The 23,059-nt window shown below is 44.2% G+C and carries 18 protein-coding genes and 1 pseudogene; 5 read left to right on the forward strand and 14 right to left on the reverse strand.

Annotated features, from left to right (window positions below; translation table 11 throughout):
- Positions 1-503 precede the first annotated feature (503 nt).
- A complete protein-coding gene (locus J5X92_RS04840) occupies positions 504-1,043 on the forward strand; it encodes a TetR/AcrR family transcriptional regulator (protein ID WP_041452511.1) in 540 nt (179 codons plus the stop codon).
- A gap of 12 nt (positions 1,044-1,055) precedes the next feature.
- A pseudogene (locus J5X92_RS04845) lies at positions 1,056-2,101 on the forward strand (alcohol dehydrogenase family protein).
- Here J5X92_RS04845 and J5X92_RS21380 read toward each other — a convergent pair.
- Entirely contained in the window at positions 2,098-3,588 is a 1,491-nt protein-coding gene (locus J5X92_RS21380) for a diguanylate cyclase (protein WP_126872375.1), read from the reverse strand. The pseudogene J5X92_RS04845 and the gene J5X92_RS21380 overlap by 4 nt on opposite strands.
- Positions 3,589-3,799: 211 nt before the next feature.
- Here J5X92_RS21380 and J5X92_RS04855 point away from each other — a divergent pair, with 211 nt between their 5' ends.
- Positions 3,800-4,378 carry an exopolysaccharide biosynthesis protein gene (locus tag J5X92_RS04855; RefSeq protein WP_126872376.1) on the forward strand — a complete coding sequence of 193 codons (579 nt, stop codon included), beginning with the start codon at positions 3,800-3,802 and terminating at the stop codon, positions 4,376-4,378.
- Between the two features lie 51 nt (positions 4,379-4,429).
- Here the strand turns inward: J5X92_RS04855 and J5X92_RS04860 are convergent, their stop codons facing one another.
- The 8 genes from J5X92_RS04860 to J5X92_RS04895 form a co-directional block, all read right to left on the reverse strand.
- Positions 4,430-5,230, reverse strand: coding sequence for a sterol desaturase family protein (locus tag J5X92_RS04860; protein WP_013783845.1), 801 nt, complete (start codon positions 5,228-5,230; stop codon positions 4,430-4,432).
- Positions 5,231-5,232: 2 nt separating this feature from the next.
- Complete coding sequence (locus tag J5X92_RS04865) at positions 5,233-5,883, reverse strand: CDP-alcohol phosphatidyltransferase family protein (RefSeq protein WP_013783844.1); 651 nt, start codon at positions 5,881-5,883, stop codon at positions 5,233-5,235.
- The gene (locus tag J5X92_RS04870; protein WP_013783843.1) at positions 5,877-6,545 is read right to left on the reverse strand and encodes an ATP-binding cassette domain-containing protein; all 669 of its coding nucleotides are present in this window, start codon (positions 6,543-6,545) and stop codon (positions 5,877-5,879) included. The genes J5X92_RS04865 and J5X92_RS04870 overlap by 7 nt, the downstream gene beginning before the upstream one ends.
- Positions 6,542-8,338: an ABC transporter permease subunit gene (locus J5X92_RS04875; RefSeq protein ID WP_126872377.1), complete on the reverse strand. Its 1,797-nt coding sequence runs from the start codon at positions 8,336-8,338 to the stop codon at positions 6,542-6,544. The genes J5X92_RS04870 and J5X92_RS04875 overlap by 4 nt, the downstream gene beginning before the upstream one ends.
- The gene (locus J5X92_RS04880) at positions 8,338-9,495 is read right to left on the reverse strand and encodes an ABC transporter substrate-binding protein (RefSeq protein WP_244360234.1); all 1,158 of its coding nucleotides are present in this window, start codon (positions 9,493-9,495) and stop codon (positions 8,338-8,340) included. Before J5X92_RS04880 ends, J5X92_RS04875 begins: the two co-directional genes overlap by 1 nt.
- 88 nt (positions 9,496-9,583) lie before the next feature.
- Positions 9,584-10,387, reverse strand: a complete 804-nt coding sequence (locus J5X92_RS04885) for a DUF547 domain-containing protein (RefSeq protein ID WP_208804910.1) — start codon at positions 10,385-10,387, stop codon at positions 9,584-9,586.
- A gap of 88 nt (positions 10,388-10,475) precedes the next feature.
- A complete protein-coding gene (locus J5X92_RS04890; protein ID WP_208804840.1) occupies positions 10,476-12,629 on the reverse strand; it encodes a bifunctional TVP38/TMEM64 family protein/FAD-dependent oxidoreductase in 2,154 nt (717 codons plus the stop codon).
- A gap of 20 nt (positions 12,630-12,649) precedes the next feature.
- Positions 12,650-15,013, reverse strand: a complete 2,364-nt coding sequence (locus J5X92_RS04895) for a TonB-dependent receptor (RefSeq protein WP_208804842.1) — start codon at positions 15,011-15,013, stop codon at positions 12,650-12,652.
- 154 nt (positions 15,014-15,167) lie between these two features.
- Here J5X92_RS04895 and J5X92_RS04900 point away from each other — a divergent pair, with 154 nt between their 5' ends.
- A complete protein-coding gene (locus J5X92_RS04900; RefSeq protein ID WP_013783837.1) occupies positions 15,168-15,584 on the forward strand; it encodes a DoxX family membrane protein in 417 nt (138 codons plus the stop codon).
- Positions 15,585-15,660: 76 nt separating this feature from the next.
- Here J5X92_RS04900 and J5X92_RS04905 read toward each other — a convergent pair whose 3' ends face one another.
- Positions 15,661-16,128: an EVE domain-containing protein gene (locus tag J5X92_RS04905; protein ID WP_208804844.1), complete on the reverse strand. Its 468-nt coding sequence runs from the start codon at positions 16,126-16,128 to the stop codon at positions 15,661-15,663.
- 279 nt (positions 16,129-16,407) lie between these two features.
- Here J5X92_RS04905 and J5X92_RS04910 point away from each other — a divergent pair, with 279 nt between their 5' ends.
- Positions 16,408-18,696: a YgiQ family radical SAM protein gene (locus J5X92_RS04910; RefSeq protein ID WP_208804846.1), complete on the forward strand. Its 2,289-nt coding sequence runs from the start codon at positions 16,408-16,410 to the stop codon at positions 18,694-18,696.
- Positions 18,697-18,730: 34 nt separating this feature from the next.
- Here J5X92_RS04910 and J5X92_RS04915 read toward each other — a convergent pair whose 3' ends face one another.
- From J5X92_RS04915 to J5X92_RS04930, 4 genes are all read right to left on the reverse strand, one after another.
- Positions 18,731-19,234, reverse strand: coding sequence for a cupin domain-containing protein (locus J5X92_RS04915; RefSeq protein WP_126872787.1), 504 nt, complete (start codon positions 19,232-19,234; stop codon positions 18,731-18,733).
- Positions 19,231-20,388: an SMP-30/gluconolactonase/LRE family protein gene (locus tag J5X92_RS04920; RefSeq protein ID WP_126872786.1), complete on the reverse strand. Its 1,158-nt coding sequence runs from the start codon at positions 20,386-20,388 to the stop codon at positions 19,231-19,233. Before J5X92_RS04920 ends, J5X92_RS04915 begins: the two co-directional genes overlap by 4 nt.
- 357 nt (positions 20,389-20,745) lie before the next feature.
- Complete coding sequence (locus tag J5X92_RS04925) at positions 20,746-22,260, reverse strand: PepSY-associated TM helix domain-containing protein (protein WP_208804848.1); 1,515 nt, start codon at positions 22,258-22,260, stop codon at positions 20,746-20,748.
- An 8-nt stretch (positions 22,261-22,268) separates the two neighbouring features.
- Positions 22,269-22,808, reverse strand: a complete 540-nt coding sequence (locus J5X92_RS04930) for a hypothetical protein (protein WP_244360237.1) — start codon at positions 22,806-22,808, stop codon at positions 22,269-22,271.
- Positions 22,809-23,059: the final 251 nt, after the last annotated feature.

A 23,059-nucleotide genomic window follows, 5' to 3' on the forward strand; every position in this document is an offset into this window, starting at 1 on the left:
TTCCTCTTTTAATGAGAGTAGCTCTTAAGTTGGGATTCACCCTAATGAATAAATAGACTGCCTGTATTTTTATACAGATGCAATATTATAATCTCCTTCGCTGGGTTACTAAGAATGTTACCGTAAATAAACCCTTTTACAAAAGTGATTAAAAACAGTCACTTTAAGCAAAGTTACCATAAACAGTCACAAGTTGACATTTTTTATTCACGAAGCTCATTCAAACTCCTTTAAAATCATCTAATAGCGTACTGTGACCAGACAATTCTGCTCTATTCACATAGATACTAACCGAACAGAAAGCATCCTATTCGCTAGTTCTCACACTAACCCATGTTTGCAAAAGTAGAATGATTACTCTACCATGACAATACAAAGGTAGAGCAGTCATTCTACCCTTAATGGCTATACCCACAAAAATGGCTATACCGACAAAAATAGCTATACCGAGAGAAACCTGTACCGAAAAAGTCTATATCTGAAAAAACTTGCTATTGGAAGCGATGATGACACCCGACGAACGAAAGAATGACATTGCAGCCCGATTAGAAACTGCGTTTAGTACTAATGGTTTTACCCAGCCCAATGTCGCCATGTTAAAAACGCAAACCGGCACGACGCTAAAAACCCTATACAAATATTTTCCATCTAAAGAGGATATGATTATTGGCGCTCTCACCCATAGGCATCAGCGTTATTTATCCTTCCTAGCCACAGACTGCCCAGACAATCTCACGAATGCGGTCAAACATGTGTTTGCTCGCCTAGCCTTATGGCTTAAACAATACGCGCCTAACGGATGCATGTCGTTGCAAGCCCTCTCTAGCTATCCAGATTATGATCGAGTAACAACTGCTGTAAATACTCACAAGGCCGATGTTCGCCAGTGGCTTTTAGCACTAACCAATAACAGCTCAATGGCTCATTCACTTTTCATATTACATGAGGGTATGTCGGCAGCTTGGCCCACCATGGGCGAAGAAGCTTTAGCTACAACCCAAGAAATGCTCAACAAACTACTTCTCGAACACGATTTAACGTAAAGGAGATTTTTTATGTCACAACTTCCCACTCAAATGAAAGGGGTAGTACTTACCCACCATGGCGACCTTGATGCGTTAAGTATTCGTAGCGATATCCTGTACCGGTTCCTGGCGCAACTGATGTTGTTATTAAGGTAGCCGCGGCTGGGGTAAATAACACCGATATTAATACCCGAAACGGCTGGTATACAAAGGGCGACGTTGATGATGATGTTGAATCTTGGAACGGCGCGCCTTTCGCACTGCCTCGAATTCAAGGTGCAGACGTATGCGGATATATTGTTGCAGTGGGCAGTGATGTAGACACCGCTCGCATAGGTGAGCGAGTTATTATTGAGCCCTGCTTAACTGAAGTCGATGGCGTTGAATTAAGTGCGCCTTGGTATTTTGGCTCTGAATGTGATGGAGGTTTTGCCGAATACACAAAAGTAGCCGAAAAACACGCTCTTGCAGTGAACACTAGCATGTCCGATACCGAACTTGCGTCTTTTCCCTGCTCCTATTCTACTGCTGAAAATATGCTTCACCGCGCTAATGTTGTGGAAGGAGATCGTGTACTCATCACCGGCGCATCAGGCGGCGTAGGCTCTGCTGCGGTACAATTGGCTAAAGCACGAGGTGCAACGGTCGTTGCCATCACCAGCGAGTCTAAGCAAGAAGCGTTAAGAACGCTTGGCGCAGATGACACACTAACTCGAGATTGCAACTGGTTAGCGTACGCTAAAGATAAGCCATTCGATGTAGTCATAGACTTAGTTGCAGGTCCGCGATGGCCAGAGCTACTAGATATGATGAAACCATTTGGCCGTTATGCTGTTTCGGGTGCAATTGCTGGGCACACCGTACCACTCGATGTTCGAACGCTATACTTAAAAGATTTACAACTACTGGGATGCACTGTGCTATCAGAAGGTGTATTTGCCAACCTAGTTAAGCGTATAGAAAAAGGGGATATCTCGGCGCTTGTGTCAAAAACGTATCCTATCGACGAAATTAAACAGGCCCAGATAGACTTCGAACAGAAAGCGCATATTGGCAAGCTTGTACTGACGTTTTAACGCAGTACAACCTCCTGCGCTTCCCATACATCAACACGGTTACGCCCTAACGATTTAGCAAGGTAAAGTGCAGCATCGGCTTGCTTTATAAATTCATTAGGGCAAACCGGATGGTCAAATGCCATAGTAGCAACGCCCAAGCTTGCTGTTAGACGATTATTATAGGCTGATAATTTAAATGGTATTGCCGCTTGCTCTATATTCCTACGAATGCGTTCCGCCACTTTTAATGCAGCGCTTAAGTTTGTGGAAGGCATAATGACAGCAAACTCCTCTCCACCATAACGGGCCACCGCGTCATCATTCCCTATACAGGTTTTCTTAATTATTTCTGCCACGCTAATGAGTGCATCATCGCCCGCCACGTGCCCATAGCAATCATTATAATTTTTGAAATGATCTACATCTATAAACAGTAAGCTAAGTGGGGTTTTACTAAGAACGCTTCTTTCAATATCCCGTTGTAATGTATCGTCAAACAACCTTCTATTCGCAATGCCGGTCAGGCCATCAATATTGGCTAACTTAGCTAATTTTGCATTCGCTTCAATGAGTTCTTGCTGCGCTTTATAAAGTGCCCGTTCGTTATGAGCATTTTGCAGCGTGTTAGCCAACATTTGTGCTATACGCTGTAAGTACTTAACGTCATGATTCTTCCACGTGTACGGGCTGCCCGTAATATCGCAGCCGATAAAACCAAAAATACCATTATCCAATACAATAGAAGCACACAAAATAGAGCAAATATTTTCCCGCTCAAATTCTTCTTTTTCCCCTTTTGCTTCTTGGGGTAAATTAGCCACGTTGTTTACCTTAAAAAGTCCATCTTGTTTAAGTTTCCTTTCAAAATAAGGCATGGTATTCATTGGCAATGCTTGAAGGTCGTCTTTATAAGGTGTAACCCCAGCTGCAACCCATTCGTGACTGTTACAGGCAAATTTTTCATTGTTAAAAAATTCGAACAAATAGCAGCGATCTAAGTCACAAAACTCACCGAATGCACCTAAGATCCCTTCAATGAGATTGTCAGTTTTATCGCTTGTAGCGTTGATGAGTTGAGATGAGAAAGTAGAGAGTAAGCCATTAAAGGTAATGTGTTTCCCTACGGGAGAAGCCTCTTCCGGCGCGATAAATAAACTATTCTGCACCGCCCTTGCGTTGATAACTACCAAGCTAACGTTATCAAAAGTGATTATTGAGCTTTCAAGGAAAAACTGAATTCCCCGTTCCCGAGATTGGATCCTTACACACTGGCAAAGATGTATGGTTTCCTCCGCAATTGCAAAAGGATGATAACTGCCTAAAAGCTCGTCTTTTGTAATAGGATCGAAGAAGCGTAAACCGTTTGCAAAATCTTCAGATACACGAGCCTGGCCGAACTGACGAGCCAACGCAATACTCACGTCAAATTTCGATGCCCCAATGGGTTTAAATAGCAAACACGTAGGCAACTGACGGAGTAACTCTATGCCTTCAATTGGCTTCACATAAAATCCTTATGGGAAGTAAATTTATCAACTATTACTGTAGTACATATTATAAAAAAGTGCCTTTTATCGCTCTCGTATCGCATTACATTAACTATTTCAGCTTTTTTCAATTTTGGAATACGGTGTAAACCATAATTCAAAACGCACGTAATAAAAAACAACAACTGTTTTTCACCACAGTATCTTTCCTTAGGACACGAGGTAATTTATGGATGCGTCAATTAGTGGGCTTTTGGATAAGCTCGTTGACGAGAGTGATAACGAAAAGCAAAGTGCTGGCGAGATTATTGCTCGCTTCGAAGATAGAGGATTTGGGCCGCTATTACTCATCCCCTCTCTTATTGCATTGCTTCCTACCGGCGCAATCCCAGGGGTTCCCTCTATTTGCGGTATCACGCTATTTTTAATTTGCATTCAAGTCGCTATTGGCAGAAATGCGCCTTGGCTACCTAATAAAATCACAAAGCAGGAAATTGACCAAAAAAAACTAGAAAACGCGGTAGAGCGCGCCAAACCTTACGTAAAGAAAACCGAAAAGTTACTAAAGCCCCGCATAACCGCTTTATCCAACACGCCGGGTAAAAATATAGTAGCAGGTTACTGCGCTTTGGCCTCGTTGTGCATGATTCCGTTAGAGGTAATACCGTTCGCTGTCGCACTCCCAGCCCTAGGACTAACACTAACCGCTATAGGAATGACCAATAGGGATGGCGCATTTATCAGCTTGGGCATGATACTTCAGCTAGGAACCCTTTATTTAGTTTTGAAAGTATCCGGATTAATCTAAGTAAAATTGATTTAAGCAGGCGATGCTACATGGTCATTTTAAATACTTACGCTACAGCGTGTGGCTATTATTAAACGGCATTTTTAATAGCGCGACTATGCCTGCATTTTTATTCGATGCAGGATAATCTTTTTGCCCTATAGCGATGTCTTCATCCCGTCTTGTGGCGCGGCTTTTAAAACTACCAAATATTTTATCCCACCACGATACGCTAAAGCCAAAGTTAGTATTAGACTCATCTTTTAATTGACTATGGTGAATACGATGAAGGCGCTGAGTAATGATAAACAGACCCAGTCTGTCATCCCACTTTTGAGGGAGGCGAATATTAGCATGATTAAACAAGGCAAAACCGTTTAACCCAACTTCAAAAATAACTATCGCAATAGCAGGAACACCAAAAGCGACTACTACTAACGCTTTAATGAAAAGACTCATCACAATTTCTATTGGATGAAAGCGAAGCCCTGTGGTGGTATCAACGTGACTATCGGCGTGGTGCATTTTGTGAATACGCCAAAGCAGTGGAATTTTGTGAAATAACCTATGCTGCCAATAAATTACCATGTCTAACAGCAACACACATAATCCAATCGCTAACCAATTGTTTATGATTACTATGTTAAACACACCAATACCTTCATTTTGTGCCCACATCGACACACCGACTAAACTGGCAGGTAGCACCACTCTAGAACAAAGCGCGCCTAACACCACCATACTAAGGTTGCCCTTCCACCGACTTAATCTGCCTAGCGAAGATTGTCTAGCCGGTAACCATGCTTCTAATAAAGCCATTAACGCGAATATGCCCAAGAACATACTTATTCGAATGAACCCAGCGTTATCCACGATTACTCCTCTTCTCTATTACAATAATCATCGATACCTTCTACTGATTTAAGGGTTATAAAACCACTGTAAATCCGAGTCACTATGGTTATTGCACACGCCGCAGCAAATACGTAAGCAAGTACCGGGAAATAACTAGGCCAAATACAAAACGCCAAGAATAAAAGTATCGTTTCAGTACCTTCGGTTAGCCCCTGCATGTAATAAAAACTCTTGTTCTTAAATTGGGGCTTTTCTATATTAAATTTTTCTGCGGCTACGGCAAATGCTAAAAAGCTACTGCCCGTTCCTACAAACGCAGCCATTAGCACTAGCGCAGGTACGCCCCATTCACTAGGGTTTGCTATACCAAACGCTAACGGAACCGCAGCGTAAAACAAAAAGTCTAAACAGATATCTAAAAAGCCACCTGCACTACTGCTACTTTGCTGGAAGCGGGCAAGTTCGCCGTCAATACCATCAAGCACCCGGTTGGCTACAATACAAATAAACGCCATTACCCACCAGCCATTCACGATGGCAGGCACCGAGAGCAAACCAATCACAAAGCCAACCACGGTGACCTGATTTGGCGTAACGCACGCTTTACTCAGCGCCACAATCATGGGCCTTAAAAGGGGTTTAATAAAAGGCGTAACTTTCGCATCTAGCATGTTTCAATCTCTATTAGTTGTCCCTGGGCGGCGTTAGCATCTTCAACGTCATGGGTAACTAACAAGGTAGGTAATCCACGGGCTTTCAACTGCTCAAATACCCACTTGCGCATTTGACCTTTTGTAGCAGCATCTAGTTTGCTGAAAGGCTCATCGAGCAGTACAACACGAGGAGCTGCTGCCAAGGTACGTAACAAAGCTATACGCGCCTGCTGCCCCCCAGATAACGTTTGTACAGGGCGATGTTGTAGCTCGCTAAGCCCTACTTGCGCTAGCATGTCGCTTACTTGCTTTTCTCGTTGTTTTTTTGAAAGCTTAGGTTCAGAAGCCCCCTTATCTAACAAGGCGCTTTTGGGCGAGAGCGCAAACGCAATATTTTGCCCCACCGTCATGTGTTCAAATAGTAAAGGATCTTGATATAACACCCCTACGCCACGTTTGTGCGCCGGCGTATCATTAATGCAAATATCGTTGATATTAATACTGCCGGTCACAGAAAAAGGCGCAGTTAACGAACCCGCAACGGCGTTCAATAAAGTAGATTTCCCTGAACCACTTGGCCCCATAATAGAAAGTACTTCGCCTGCATTAACCACCGCGTTTACATTAAGCAAGATGTCGGTATGTCGAAACAAACTCACCTTATCTAATTTCAAGGTCATAATTTCGACTTCCTCGGTCGTAGAAGCGTGTAGCGCCCCATAGGGTTAAAGCAAATTGTGGGTAGCCACCACGCCAACACGAAACCAACTAGCGGCATAAATATTTGTACCAGCACGTACACGGCCGTTAATCGAACGCTACTGCCAGACGCCGCTGCCACTGCTTCTGTAGTAACAGTGGCAATGCGCCCACCGGTACTTAACACTGTGGGTAAATATTGACTAAAACTAATCGCCACCCCTAATGCAAAAGCTACCAGCAACGGCGCAAACAGTAACGGCAGCTTTATATGAACAAAAACCTGCCAAGGTGATTTTCCCATTCCGTAGGCTACCTGAATATATCGCGGCTCAAATTTACGATAGGCCACTGCCAGAGAAATAAACACATAAGGCAGTACATATACAAGGTGGCTAATAAATAGATGAAGCCAAACCGCATCATTAAAATAGGTGAGTTGGAACCATACCAAACCGTATAAAAATGCCACGCCAGGTACTAGTAGAGGCAAAAATAAGGTACTCGCTAATACCCCGCCTACCCAACGGTTAAAATATTCAGAACGTTTGTTATCTTGCCTATTTAACGCCTCGGCTTCTAAAGCCAAGGTCGCAATTAGCACAGAAAATGCGCTTACAAAAGTCGCCAGTAGTACTGTGTTTTTAACCGGTTCTGCTAGCGCACTAAGCGTGGTTTTCCAATGCAATAAGGTAAAGCCTTCAGGGAGTAATGTGGGAAACGTCCAAAAGGTAGCAACCGACCACAAAGTGGTACTTATTATTATCGACAGCGCTAGCAGTGAATAACTTGCCACCACTGAATAGGCTACAAAAGAGGCGAACATTTGCCCTGTGTAACGAGAGCCATTGGTATAAAAACGGCCTTGAACTCGCTCAATTATATTTTCACCTATTAACCATATACCAATAGCAATCAGCGTAACGACAACTTGCAGCAACGCAGCAGCCGATGCCTGAAAACGCATAGATAAATCCACATGATTGAACCACTGCACCACAGCAACGGCTAATGTAGGAGGGTTATTAGGCCCTAACAATAAAGGTATTTCCACATTCGCTGTAGCATAGGCAAGTACGGCCAATAAGGGCAATCTAACTTGTGAGTACACTACCGGAAAAATCGCTTTAAAAAACACAGTTACCGGAGCATAACCAAGCGCGGTAGCACTATTAAAATAGCCATCAAACTTTCGCTTCACCTGGGGTTGCGACAACACACTTACCGCTATTAAAAATACGAAAGGCAATTCTTTCAACGCTAACGCAACAATGATGGATATACCGAATCTATCGTAAGGAAATTCCCACGAAGGCGGCAACACGTTCTGTGTGTTCGACAAGTTTTCAGCACCACTTGAGAAAACAGACACTGCATTACTAACCACAGAGGCTAACAAGCCAGAGGGTGAAAGCACAAATAGCAGCGCAATAGCCGCAGCAGCATGCGGTAACACTAGCAATGGGCTTAACCAACTTTGAAGCCTATTTAGATAGGAAGAGCGGTAGAACACCGACAATAACAAAAACGCGCTGGCTACCGATAACGCGGTAGCGATTAAGCCCGTTAACAAAGAAAGCAATGTCATATTAACAATGCTTTCTAGGGCAAATAGATGTTTAAAAACCCCAAGATTAAAGTCGAACGCATTAAGTGCTGGAAAATATCCAAAAGCGGGCAATACCACGCCAACAAGCCCAGCAAATACAGGTACGCTTAGCAATGCAATGAGCAATACACGCACGCTCTGCGTTATGTGTTGAAATACCGCCATTAGAAGCGCTCACCGTATCGCAGAAACCAAGCCTGCCTCAGAGCGTCAGTCCAGCTGCTATGAGGTTCAGCAAATAGCGGCACTGCTTTTTGTGTATCCAATGCTGCCGTATGTTTCGCCGCAGGTTTAAATAGCGCCTTTTCAGAAGCAGATAGCATCGAAAAATCGAGCACTGAATCGTCGCCCCACACCGCCAATTGCTGCTTTTTCGCTTGTGCTTGCGGCGACAATAAGAAATTCACCACCTGTTTTGCGGCGGTGACGCTTTCAGTGTTATAGGTAATGCCAATGAAGTGCACATTCGCCAAACTGCCATCCTCCATGGCGTATGTGCGTATACTTTCGGGCAAATCAAAGCGGTTTACCGCGCTGGGGATCTCTGCCGCAGTAAACGAAAATGCCAATAGTAATTCACCGGTTCCCATCAGTCGCTGAAGCTGTGAGGCTTGACGCACCATGTATTCCCCCTGCTTGTACATCAGCGGGTGTAGTTCATCTAGGTAGCGCCACAAAGCTTGGGTTATGTGGGCTAATGCAGTTTTAGTAACGGGTTGATACAGGAGGTCACGGTCTTTTTCATTCAGTGCAATAGCGGCGTATTTTAAAAAGCTGATCCCCAAGTAGTCGTTGGGTAAGGGATAGGTAAAGCGTCCCACATGGTCCTTTGCAAAGCGTAAAAGTTCGGGAAGATTAAGCGGTGGCTGTTGTACAAATCGGCTATTGTAATAAAACACCATAGACGCTTTACCCCACGGTGCTTCTTGCCCGTGGGTAGGAATGCCAAAGTCGGTGATCATGGCTGGGTTTCGTGATGGGTTCGTTAATGCAAAGTTGGGAAGGCTGTTTACCCAGTCTTCAAGCAACAAACCATTGCGCTGCATGGCTGCAAAATTTTCACCATTAATCCAAATTAAATTAACGCTACCTTGGCTATCGTTTCCTGCTGCTTTTTCGGCTAATACGCGTGATACCGCATCGCTAGTATCGGCTAACTTCACATGATTCAGCGTAATATTATACTGCGTGTGAACCTGCTCGCTTACCCACTGAATATACCCGTTAACTTGCGCACTTCCGCCCCATGCATGAAACTGCACCACAGGCGATCGCACAGAGTTTTGATCTGATACTTCGTTCTGCTGGGCCTGCGCCGGCATAAAAAAAATACTTGCGCCAAGCATAAAAAATAGTCGTGTACGCACCAGCGCGACGCTTAAAAAATAGCTAAACACCAAAAAAAATGAATTACTCTTGGTCATTCAACGCCCAGTTGTAATCCAAAAATTCAATTTCTGTACTTTCTGAAGCGATTTTCTTAGTATCAGTTTCGCTTAGTGGAGTGCCATCTTTTTCTGACAATGCCCCGCTGTAGTGAGTTAAGAACCCTCTTAAGCTTGTTGAGTCACCCCATTGCACTTCAAAGTCTTCTTTATACCAACTGAAAATTTTCGAAATATGAAGGGTATTGCCATCGTAATAATTGCGGCTATTGTCAGATAAAAAACGAACGGTCTGCTGCTCTAATTGCTCATCTAACTTATCGCCCACATAGGCTTCTTCACGTAATGCAGGACAACCAATACTTGCGCAGTTTACGGCGAAGTGAATGCGAGGTTCGTTGTACACTCCCTTTTCACGAATGAGATTGTGTTCTATATCGTCAAGCGTACGCTTTTCACCTAACAGTGGTGCAAAAGCTTGCTTCCAAGGTGATGAAAAGAAACCACCAATGTCACGAATAGAGGTTAAATCAGGGTATTGGGTTAATATTAAATCGATGGTATACGCATTGTACGCATTAATTAAAAACGCCAACTGCGTGTTTTTATCCCACTGATTAAACGTATCTTTCGACACTGCAGATAAACTTTTCAGATAAGCAGTAAGTTCTGTTTGCGCCGATTTAAAACCCGCATAATCAACTTCTGTGCTCGTGCCTTTAATTTCTACTCCATCACCGTTGGTAACAGGGTTAATAGGCGCAACATATTTCGTTAACATTGCTGAAAAAGGGGTGTGTAACCCTTCTTCAGCATGCCCCACTGGCATAGCCAGTAGCGCAGTTGCGGCAAGTAGTTGGGTTGTTCTTTTTAAGCGGTTTAGACCTAAAGATAACTTCATCATAATTGCTGCCCTATTAACCACGACGCCACGTGTGGAATTTTTCCACATAGCTTAGTAATTTTTCTGGTTTATTCGCACGTTTCCATGCACCGGCAGTGTTTTTAGCACCTTCGGCCCACGTCGGATAAGCGTGAATAGTGCCGAGTAATTTGTTAAGTCCCAAATCGTGCTTCATGGCTAATACAAATTCCGCTAATAAATCGCCAGCGTGTTCAGACACAATGGTTACCCCTAAAATTTTATCTTTACCCGGCGGAGTAAGTACTTTTATAAAACCTTTTCTAGCACTTTCAGCAATGGCTCTATCAAGTTCTTCAAACTCGTAGCGAGTTACCTCCACCTCTATACCTTGGTCAGCGGCATCGGTTTCGCTTAACCCTACCCGCGCTACTTCAGGGTCGATGAAGGTAGTCCAAGGAATAACACGGTAATCAACTTTGAATTTTTTAAAGATACCAAATAAAGCATTTACCGCAGCATACCAAGCGTGATGCGATGCAACATGGGTAAACTGATACGGCCCAACTACATCACCTGCCGCATAAATGTTAGGCATTAAGGTTTGTAGGTATTCATCGGTTTCAATAGTGCGGTCAAATTGAATGCCTAACTCTTCTAACCCAAAACCGTTAAGGCGTGCTTTACGCCCTACCGCTACAATCACTTCATCGTATTCGATAGCGCTTTCTTTGCCGTCTTTCGCGACTACTAGGGTTTTGACACCGTCTTTATTTTCAAAACGAAGGGCGTCGTGGCTGGTTAATACGTTTACGCCACTATCGCGAAGCACGGTTTCTGAAAATTCGGCGACTTCTTTGTCTTCTCGGCCCATAAGATGATCAGAGCGCTCAACTTGTGTTACGTCACTGCCCAAGCGCGCAAAGGCTTGTGCTAGTTCGCAGCCAATCGGACCGCCACCTAATACAATCATTCGCTTTGGCGTTTCTTCTAGCTCAGCAAAACGGCTCCATAGCGTATCAGAAGTGACGTAGCCACTTTCTTCAATACCGGGCAATGGTGGTACAAACGGGCTTGCGCCTGTCGCCACTACAATGCTTTTGGTCGTTAAGGTTTGCATGCCGCCATCGTTTTGCTTTATTTCCACCGTCCAAGGATCGATGATTTTTGCGTAGCCTTTTACTACATCCACACCCAAACTTGTGTAGCGCTCAACACTGTCTACCGGCGCGATAGTAGCAATAACGTTATGTACACGCTGCATCACTGTTTTAAAAGACATGGTAGGTTCAACACTGTGCAAACCATAGTTTTCAGCTTGACGCATCTGGTTGGCTACTTTGGCAGTTTTGATGAGGGCTTTACTTGGCACGCAACCATAGTTCAAACAGTCACCGCCCATTTCACCGGCTTCCACAAGCGTAACTTTCGCTTTTACAGCAGCGGCAATATAGCTGGTCACCAATCCACCCGCACCTGCGCCAATAACAATAAGGTTTCTATCGAATTTAGCCGGCTTTTTATAGCCTTTGTATACACGGCGACGCTCAACAAACGCCACAATGGCTTTAGCAATCCACGGGAATATACCGAGTAATACAAACGATAATATAAGTCCTGGCGATACAATGCCCGATAAGCTGTCTATCTGCGCAAGCTGGGTACCTGCATTTACATATACAATGGTTCCCGCCAACATACCTAGCTGACTTACCCAGTAGAATGTCCATGTTTTAATTGATGTTAGGCCCATCAATAAATTGATCAGGAAGAACGGAAACACTGGCACTAAACGCAAGGTGAATAAATAGAAAGCACCTTGTTTTTCAACGCCTTCGTCAATCTTTTTAAGCTTTTCACCAAAACGCTTTCTTACCGTATCGCGTAAAATAAAGCGTGCCACTAAGAAGGCTACGGTTGCACCTACGCTTGACGCAAACGATACAATGATAAAACCCTGTACTAGTCCGAATAAGGCACCCGCGGCTAAGGTAAGAATGGCAGCACCGGGCAACGATAAAGCTGTTACTGCTACATAAATAGCGAAGAAGACCCCAATACTTACCAGTGGATTTTCTTCAATTTGCTGTGTAAAGGTATCTAATGAACCTTTCAAACCGTCAAGGGTAAGATAGGTATTTAAATCGAAGTAAAAAAAGCCAAAAACGGCAGCCACCAATACAGCGACAAGTGCAATTTTCTTAAACATAAACTATTCCTTAATTGCGCTTAAAACGCGTATTGCATAGTGAACTGAACGTGACGAGGTGTATTGGGCATGGCCAGAGTAGCGCCAAAATAACCACCTTCAAACACAGGCTGCCAGTTTTCTTCGTCAGTAATATTAATAACATCAACACGAAGGCGCATATCATCAGTAACCTGATAATCGGCATTTACATCAATATTAAATTGGTCTCGTATAAATACGGTTTGTAGAAAATCTAGCGGGAACGACTTGGTGTACAAGGCCGAAGCTCCAACTTGTAAGTCATCGGTAAGTTGCCAGCCAGCATTTAATGACACGATTTGCGATGGAATGCCCTGCACTAATGAGTCAGACGGAGCAAACGCCGCAAAAGACGGCGAACCAACGCCATTGCCTTCAATAATGTCTGGTCGACTATCGTCAAAAGCATCGGCCACTTGTGCAGTATCTTGAAACGCCGCTGAATCATCGAAGCGCGCATCCAAATAACTGTACGCCGCGTTTACCCACACATCTTGCCCTTGGTAGAAAACTTGCAACTCTGCGCCTTTGGTTTTCACACCACTGTTGCTGCCATCGCGGTTACGTAAACTACGAGTCTGGTCAAATACCGACACTTCACCATACCAATGACGATCAGGGGAATACTTAAGCCCTACTTCGTAAAGGGTATTTTCAGTGGCAAAATTTAGCGGGTTAATTTCGTTGGCACTGGTAAGTGTAGTCCCCCCTGCCATGCTATTGGATGTGGCATCATTCTCTGACCACGCCACATAAGCATTAAGTGATTCTGTTAGCTTGTACACCGCACTGAGTTGTACGCTTTCAAGTATATCGTTATAGGTGTCAGAAGCGGCGGTAACCCCTTCAGGAGCAAGTGGATCGCGCGCTTCTACATCGTAATAGTCGAACCTAACACCAGCAATAGTTGAAAACGATTCTGTCCACTGTGAACGCTGCTGAAATGCAAGGCCCGTTTGTAAGGTGGTTGAATCCGTGGTGTCAGATAAATTGTAATCCCCTACACCATCGCTATCTATATCATACTGGGCACCAGGTGATACAAATACGCCGGGACGAAGCTCAACCAATCGTGCTTTTTGTGCATCGGTTAAGGGTATTTCTCGGTTACTTAACGGGCCGGTTAAATCTACAGGGCTGTCAGCTTCAGTCGTAAACTGGCTGTAACCTAATACATCGTTGTAACGTAACGCCAAACCAAATGTGGTGGTTTGCTTATCGTTCCAAACCACGTCTAATTCAGTGCGATTCTCGAACGCATCGGCACCATCAATAATTTCTACAAAGCTATTTTGAGCAATTTCTTCACGGGTTAGGTGTTGATAATAGGTCATGTTACGTAGCACAAGGCTATCTGAAAATTGATGGGTTAAATTGCTGCGCAGTACAGTAGTTTCAGCACCATTAATATCATCAGGGTGGGTATACACCTGACTTCGGGGAATAACCACTTCACCGGTTGGTGAGATAATAGCGCCCGCTCTAGGTACGGTACTGCCATTCGCTTGTACGCCTTGGCCCGTTATATAAAGGTTGTTATCAATCAGGTTTTGCGTGGGGCGATTAATACCTGCAATGTCAGGATATTCGGCATCGTAATACTCTGCACTTACGTCCCATGTTGTGGCATCGCTCGGTGTATATCGGTACGCAATAAACAGGTTTTTGTTTTCACGCTCGGCAAAATCAAAAAAGCTACCGTGATCTAGCCACTCAACGCTGACTCTCACCCCACTCTTTCCTTCTTCAATGGCGGCACCATAATCAAGCTGCGCTGAGTATTGATCCCAGCGACCAGCGCGCAACGTGATATTTCCTTCGCTACCTGAAGTAGGCGCCATTTTGGTTTGCAGATTCACAAAACCACCATTTCGCTGTGTACTACCAAAGAGTACGGGCGATGGCCCTTTCACGACATCTAATTGCTCAACACTGTTGAATGAAACCGGTAAACCAAAACCATTGTTGCCTGATTGGCGGCGTATACCATCTTGAAATAGCTCGCCCAATTGCCCACGTATACTTGGCAAACTAGGGGTACCAAAACCGCTAGATGCATAGGCGTTTGGCGCAGCTTTTACAATATCGTGTAAGGTATTGATGTTTAATGCATCCATAGCCTCAGCTGACAAAGACGTTACCGCTCGCGGCGTATCAGCTGCCGACATACCAGCGCCAAATAATCCACTTAACGTATTGTCGCCAGGGTTTAACGGATTTAGCGCTTGCTGATTTCCGGTAACCTCAACGACTTCTATATCATTTTTGTCGATGGTATCAAGCGTGTCAGCTTGCTGAGCTTGCAGCCCTTGGCTTACAGATAGAGCAAGTGCACTGATGGCAAGCCCAATATTATTTCTCATTCGTATTTTTACCTTACAAGATTGCTTACTCGACAAGACCGACACCCGGCTGAAAATATTTCATAAGCATTTTTATTTTTTTTCTATGAAAGTTTTTGAAATTTAATATGAAAACGCCCGTTCTTTATCGCTACACAAATAAATAGGAGTTAAAATGCAATCTCAACAAACCACTGATATTTCCCATCGCCTCAGTTGGTCTCTACTCGCCCTTCGTGTTTCTGTTTTCATTGTTATGTTCGTGTGGACGTTAGACAAATTCGTTAACCCTGCACATAGCGCAAAGATATTTGAACATTTTTATTCAATTGGTGGCGTACCAGAAACAGCCGTATACATTTTAGGTGCATTTCAGTTGGCCCTGGTTCTTGCTTTCGTTGCCGGTATTGCAAAGCGTTACACCTACGGTTTAATTTTCTTACTTCACGGCGGGTCAACCTTGTCGTCATTTCCGCAATACTTTGATGCCTTCAACAACATGTTGTTTTTCGCTGCATGGCCAATGTGGGCGGCGTGTTTTGCCCTTTATTTATTAAGAGATGCAGATACTCGTTTTGCGTTAGGCAAATAGAGTATATCCAGCAGCTTAAACGCCGCCGGTATCTTAGATAAAATCTTAGATAAATATTTACTTATATATAGCAGGTTTAGTTCATTTTGGCAGTAGTATAAAGCTGCTGCCATTCTGTTTCTTCCACCGGCATTATCGATAACCTACCGCCCTTTTTAACCAAACCTATTTCTGTAATGTTAGGCATTGCCTTAATAACAGATAGCGGCAATACACTTTCAAACTTTTCAACAAACTTTACATCGACCCGAAACCACCGCGGATTTTCACGCGTAGATTTGGGGTCGTAGTAATTGGATTCAGGGTTGAACTGGGTTTCATCTGGGTAACCTGCCTTTACTACTTCTGCTACCCCGGCGATACCGACTATTTTGCAACTCGAATGATAGATGAAAACCTGATCGCCAACGGCGACCTTATCGCGCAAAAAGTTTCTTGCTTGGTAGTTACGCACCCCGTCCCAAGGTTCTGTTTGGTCAGGCCGTGAATTTAAATCACCAATGCTGAATGCATCGGGTTCTGTCTTAAATAACCAGTAAGCCATACATTTTCTCGTTATTATCCTAATTGATATAGCAAAGCATTATAACAAAGGCGGTGAATTTAACGACAGCGCTATACCTTGGTTGCTGAGTACTGGTATAATAGGTGTTCGGTCTACAATGTTTATATTCGCTTTAAGCAATTTCATACTCGCCTATGGCTATTTATTCTGGCTCTTGGCTATTTATGGCTCTTGGCAGTTTTGTATTTGCGATTAGCAATATGAACGATGATGTACTGACCTACTTAATTCTTTTTTTCTCTGCTATATGTGAATCTTATGCAAGCCACCATTAAGGCCGATCGCGGTCTATTTTCTTATCCTAAATATTGGCCGCACTGCCTTGGTACTGCGCCGTTTCTTCCCATGTCTAAAGAGGAAATGGATACCCTAGGATGGGACAGCTGTGACGTTATCTTAGTGACTGGTGATGCGTACGTAGATCACCCAAGCTTTGGTATGGCAGTTATTGGCCGTGTACTTGAAGCCCACGGTTTTCGTGTAGGTATCATTTCTCAGCCCGATTGGACGAGCAAAGACGCCTTCATGACCCTTGGTAAGCCAAATTTATACTTCGGTGTTACAGCGGGTAACATGGATTCCATGATCAACCGCTATACGGCAGATAAAAAACTTCGTCACGACGACGCTTATACAGCAGGTAATGTTGGCGGCAAACGCCCAGATCGCGCGGTTACCGTATACGCACAACGATGCCGTGAAGCGTTTAAAGGCACGCCTGTTATTGCCGGCGGTATTGAAGCTAGCTTGCGCCGTATCGCCCATTACGATTATTGGAGCGAAAAAGTACGTCGTTCTGTATTGTTCGACTCCAAAGCTGACATGCTCTTTTTCGGTAATGCCGAGCGCCCATTGGTTGAAGTTACCCACCGCTTAGCGGCGGGTGAAACTATTGATGAAATGCGCGATATACGCGGCACCGCTATTATCGTGAAAGAAGCACTACCTGAGTGGCAAGGGGTTGATTCAACCTCGTTAGATCGCCCCGGTAAAATCGAGCCTATCTCAAGCCCTTATCAAATGGAGCCTGAGTGCGACTCGCAAGATAAAGATAATGCAAACAGCGAAGCGCCTGAAGCCGCGCCCGTCGTGATACAGCCTCCGGATCGCCGCAAGCCTTGGGAAAATGTATACGTTAAGCTACCGGCGTACGAAACAGTAAAAGATAACAAAGTCTTGTATGCCCACACGTCACGTATTTTACACCAAGAAACCAACCCTGGTTGTGCTCGTGCATTAATGCAGCGCCATGGCGACAGACATATTTGGATAAACCCACCCGCCATGCCTTTGGAAACTGAGGAAATGGACGCGGTATTCGACCTTCCTTATCAGCGTGTGCCTCACCCTGTGTATGGCGATGCCACTATACCCGCTTACGATATGATTAAGTTCAGTATCAATATTATGCGCGGGTGTTACGGCGGTTGTACTTTCTGTTCTATTACAGAGCATGAAGGGCGAATTATTCAAAGCCGCTCTGAAGACTCGATTATTCGTGAAATTGAAGAAATTCGCGATACCGTACCTGGGTTTACCGGTGTTATTTCAGACTTAGGTGGCCCTACGGCAAATATGTATCGTTTGCGCTGTAAGAGCCCTAAAGCCGAAGCCACGTGTCGTCGTCCATCTTGTGTATATCCGAGTATTTGTGCGCATATGGATACCGATCATAAGCCGACCATCGATTTATATCGTCGTGCTCGTGAATTGCCCGGCGTGAAGAAAGTGCTTATCGCTTCTGGTGTTCGTTACGACTTGGCGGTAGAAGATCCTGAGTACGTAAAAGAGTTAGCGCTACATCACGTTGGCGGCTATTTGAAGATAGCCCCAGAGCACACCGAAGACGGCCCATTATCTAAAATGATGAAGCCGGGTATGGGCAGCTATTACCACTTTAAAGAGTTGTTCGACAAATATTCGCAAGAAGCGGGTAAGAAACAATATCTTATTCCGTACTTTATTGCCTCGCACCCAGGCACCACAGACGACGATATGTTGAATTTGGCGATTTGGCTGAAAGAGAATAAGTTTAAGCTTGATCAAGTGCAGAACTTCTATCCTTCACCAATGGCGACGGCAACGACTATGTACCACACCGAAGTGAATTCACTTCGCAAGGTAACAAAAGACAGTGAAGATGTGCCTTCGGCTAAAGGTGAAATACACCGACGCTTACACAAAGCTATGCTTCGATATCACGATCCTAAGAACTTCGCGCAAATTCGTGAAGCCCTTAAGCGTATGGGCCGCGAAGATTTAATAGGCCGTGGCGCACAGCACTTAGTACCGCCTGAAACCGCAGATGAAAAACGTCAAAAAGCAGTAAAAGGCAGAAATGGCGAACGTGGATTAACTAAGCACACGGGTTTACCGCCAAATTTCCAACGGAAAGGCCGTGGTAAAAACAACACTGCTGGCGCTTCTAGCGAAAATAGAGGTGGGAATAAAACTGAGAACAGAAACGGCGGTAAAAGCGGCGGGCAAAATCGTGGACAGAACACGCCAAGCTCACAGCGAAGAGGGAAACCAACAGCAAAACGCTAGTTTCCCCTATCGCTTTATACTAACGATTTGATAGTTATTTTTTGTAAGCACTTTTTGGAGGCACAGCAATACCTTTGCTGTGCCACTTAAATACCACAAACACTAAATCGATATCACCGGTATTTTTCACCCCGTGTTCATCCCAAGGGGCTGCGTATAGCATGTCGCCGGTATTAGCCTTAAACACTTCACCTTCAACGCTCCACTCCCCACTTCCCTGAGTCACCAATAGAAACTCTTCGTCACTATGTTCGTGAGGTGGGTGTATTTCTACACCGGGCTTAATAACTGCCATACCCGCTAATGATTGGCTAGTACCAAAGGTTTCATCATTGTGGTAGCTATAGAATATCCAGCCCTCGCCTTCATCAATGGCTGCTTTGGCCTGTGGGATCACTTGTGTTTTGAAACTGTCGCCAGAAATCACTTTGCCAGTGTCATTCTTATTAACCGCAAAAGTATCTGGGGCATAAGCAATAGAAAAACTGCCAAAAACACCTAAAATAACAGTTAGCATTATAGGTAAATTACGCTTCATTCATCCTCTCCCTTTGGTAAATTTGCTTTTTCAACCACCGCCACATACGACGCTGTTAGGCTGCTAATGTATAGCATATCTGCCGTTTCTAACACCCCTGTTGTCAGTGGATAATTTCCACTTGGATCTTGTAAGTCATTTGTCACCTTGCCTTGTTTATTTAATTTTATTACATGGCCGTAGGCTTTTGCTTTGGGGCGCAATGATGCAGGCAAGCGCTGTACTATTTTACGCAAAAAAGGAGAGTTTGATAAATCGTCTAACGAGGCGGAACGCGGTGAAGCAAACCCTACCCAGTAGCCACCGTCGGGTGCTGTGGCAATATTATCGGGAAAGCCGGGTAAGTTATCGATAAACACATCCACCAAACCTGTTTTGGGCCCAGCAATGAAGTAACGTAACACTCGGTAGCTACCTGTTTCGTTCACCAAAACATACTGCTGGTTATGGCTGATAGCAACCCCATTGGCAAAGACTAACCCATCCATTAAAACAGTAGTGACGTTGGTATTTGGATTGTACGCGAGTAATCGGCCATTACCTTTGTGCTCTAAAATTTCTAACAAGCTGCCGCTAAGTGTTCCGCCATAGGTTTTTGCACTAAATTTAGTGGTGGCGTCAGAAAAATATATCATGCCATTTTCTGCCACATCTACATCGTCAGCGTACACTATGGGCGTGCCATCAACAGTATCAGTTAGCAAGGTAATGTCACCTGATGGCGAAATAGAAAGTAACCCCAGATAAGCATCTGCCACAATAAGATTATCGCTGGCATCGAACTCCAACCCAAGCGGCCTCCCGCCCGTGTTAACCCAAGGTGTAAAGTGGGTATCGTTGGGTGCTAATAGCATGATAGTGCCATAATGCGTGGCCGTGGCGATAGTACCATCACTTCGCAGAGCAAAATCTTCTGGGCCGTATTCTCTTTTTATTGTGGTGGCTTCTTTATTGCTCAGGGCTGTTGATTCGCTCAGGGCTGTTGATTCGCTCAGGGCTATAGCATGGGCGAAGGATAGCTTATCGTTGACGTGATGAACGCCGCTATAGCCTTTGTCTTGTGGGGCATTCCATGCGTCCGGTTCAACCGGTACAGGCCAAAGTAGTAAATACCCCATCACGGCTATCAAAGCACTTATGACTAAAATTCGCATGCACTACCCTTATTAATTCCATCTGAAAATGTATAACTGTAGCAATAGCATGTTCCCAACCTGGGGTTAAATTCAGATTGGTGATTATTCAATATGGTTGAAAGCTATAGGCAGTTAAAACACGACCAATCAATGCCCACTAAGTAGGTAAATGGATGTTTAATAAAAAGAACAAGTGATCGCGTTAAGGCTAAGTCAAAGATGACTGTGGAGATGGAGGCGGAAGTGGAGATAAAGATAAAAGAAACGAAATGTAGACACAATACAGCGCGGCTTTCACATTTTGGTTATTTAACCTAAGTAAAAGCCACGCTGTATTAGTTAACGCTACCAATGCAGTCGTGTTTGTACAGTGTATTAAGCCATGGGCGATTGCGTTTCAGTCGATACTGATGCGCTCTTGTCGCCATTACCATCTATATTGTGCGTTGTTGTTTGATTTTCTTTTTGAAAATCCGACATTAGAGTTTCACGCTTAAGTAAAGTGTTACCTCGTAAAATACTCCATACAACATAAATCAGCATGGGTATGTTTAATTGCAACGATGCCACCGAAAGTGCATGTTCTCCGTTCACAGCGCTATAAATAAATAGAAGCAATAACACACTGATACCTGAAATTATCAGCCACACTGGTTTGGTAAGCCGCTTTATGGCCACCGTAAGTGCTACATTTAACACCATTAGTCCCCAGAATACTGCAATTAACGAACCTGAAAAGAACATATCTGCTATTGCCGTGAACGCCAATGCACTCACACTGCCCCATACCGTGCAATACCACAAACGCGTGGCCAACACAGGATGCGCTTTTTTAGATAACCACACTTCCATTCCCGATACGCACAGCATGGTTAGCATGATACCCAAAACAAAATACAGTACTTTACTCGGTATTCCTGCAAAGTCGCCAAAGTGAAGGCGATAAACAGCCCACAACAATTGCTTACCCCATGCGCCATCGTCGTAACCGGCAGTGCCTAAATAATTACCTGCGGTATCAAATCGATATGCTTCACCGTATATCATTCGCCCAGGTACTTGTGCATAAATTTCAATGAACTGTTCAGGTTTGTTCACCTCGTGAACAGTCACAAATATAAGCGGGTTTTCTGGGGCTATGGTTTCCATTTGCGCGATGGCTTTACCTATCGCTGGTTTACCTTCTTGCGCTTCAATGACTGGGTCGGGGGTAAATACTTGGTTTATTACCGCATCCCTGTCACCGCCATAATTTAATTGTGCCACTAGCACCAGTACGATACCGGCTAAACCAAAATAGGTTCCTGTTATTGCAATGACTAAATGAAATGGTGATGCCCAAAGGCCAAAGCGATTGTGCAAATCAATTTGGCTTTGTTGACCATTGCCGCCTCTTCTAAGTTTAAACGCATCTTTCGCTATACGCTTATGGGCGATAACTCCTGTGAAGATAAGGGTACATATTATGGCGCCTAAGGCACTCACCAGTATCATCCCCCAGCTATGCGGTAAGTTGAGGTACAAATGTAAATCCACCAACATTTGGGTGAAGGCTACATTTTCTTTTTCAAGCAAATTACCTTGTTCATCTGCAAAGTATGCGGCGTGGTCGTTCTCTACTACCAACCTTGGAATACCTGATGTAGGGAGCACCACAAATAGATGATCTGTTTCTTCGGGATGCTTAGTTAAAAAGCTGTCCATCGCCTTTTCTACTGCCCCATCCTCGACGGATTCAAACTCGGGAATATGCGGTTGTTCCCACCGTTCAAATTCTAAATGGAATACGGCGATAGTGCCTGACAGGCAGACCAAAAAAAGGAGTACGCTTAAAAATACGCCAACCCAGCTATGTGCATTTAGGGCTGATTGTTTTGTCGCTTTGTTCATTTTAATTCCTAAATTGGCATTGCCATCAGTATTGCTACACTTACTGCTGTTGCTACAAGATAGCCGCCAACCGTTTTAATTTTTTTCGATGTAGCTAGGTAGTGGTAAACTGCAAGCCCCCAAATGATGGGTGATATCACCATACAGGTAGCTAACTGCCCTGTTATATCCATCGGTAATAATGCACAAATCGCTAGTGATGCAACAACGCTAAATACCAGTAACAGCAGCAAAACTACGATGTAGTGCAAAGCATGCTGAATTGATGTGCGAGGAGAAAAGTCTAGTTTTCTGGGCTGGGGGATTTGAAGCGGTACAGCCATGTGAGACTGATTCATTGCAATAAACGGCCACACCAAAAGGCCGGGCAAACATAACGCGTATAGTACTCCAAACTCCCAACCCACAGAGAGTGACCAGGCTATAGAAGATAGAAGCCAAACGCCTATCCCCACATACAGCATAGGGCCAGTTTGACGCCGCCAACTTTGATAGACTGCCGCTATAGAGGCTAGAGAAAGGCCGCTTGCGGCAAATAACATGAACATAACTTACCTTTATATATTTTTATTGGTGCTGAAATGTTTAAACGCTCGGCAAGCGAAAAATAGCCGTCACCCGGCAGGTTTAATGCTTAGCCTTGTAAGGTTTTATTACGCGTTTTCTGATCAACTGATGTTATGTATAAATTACCAAAAAACAGCGGCTAATGAAAACAATAATTATTCCTATTTGATATTTTATTGAGGATAAATAGCGCGAAATTCTCTTCATAAAAAAGGCCGACTTACGTGAGTAA

This window comes from Alteromonas sp. K632G, from assembly GCF_017653625.1.
Taxonomy (GTDB): Bacteria; Pseudomonadota; Gammaproteobacteria; order Enterobacterales; family Alteromonadaceae; genus Alteromonas; species Alteromonas naphthalenivorans.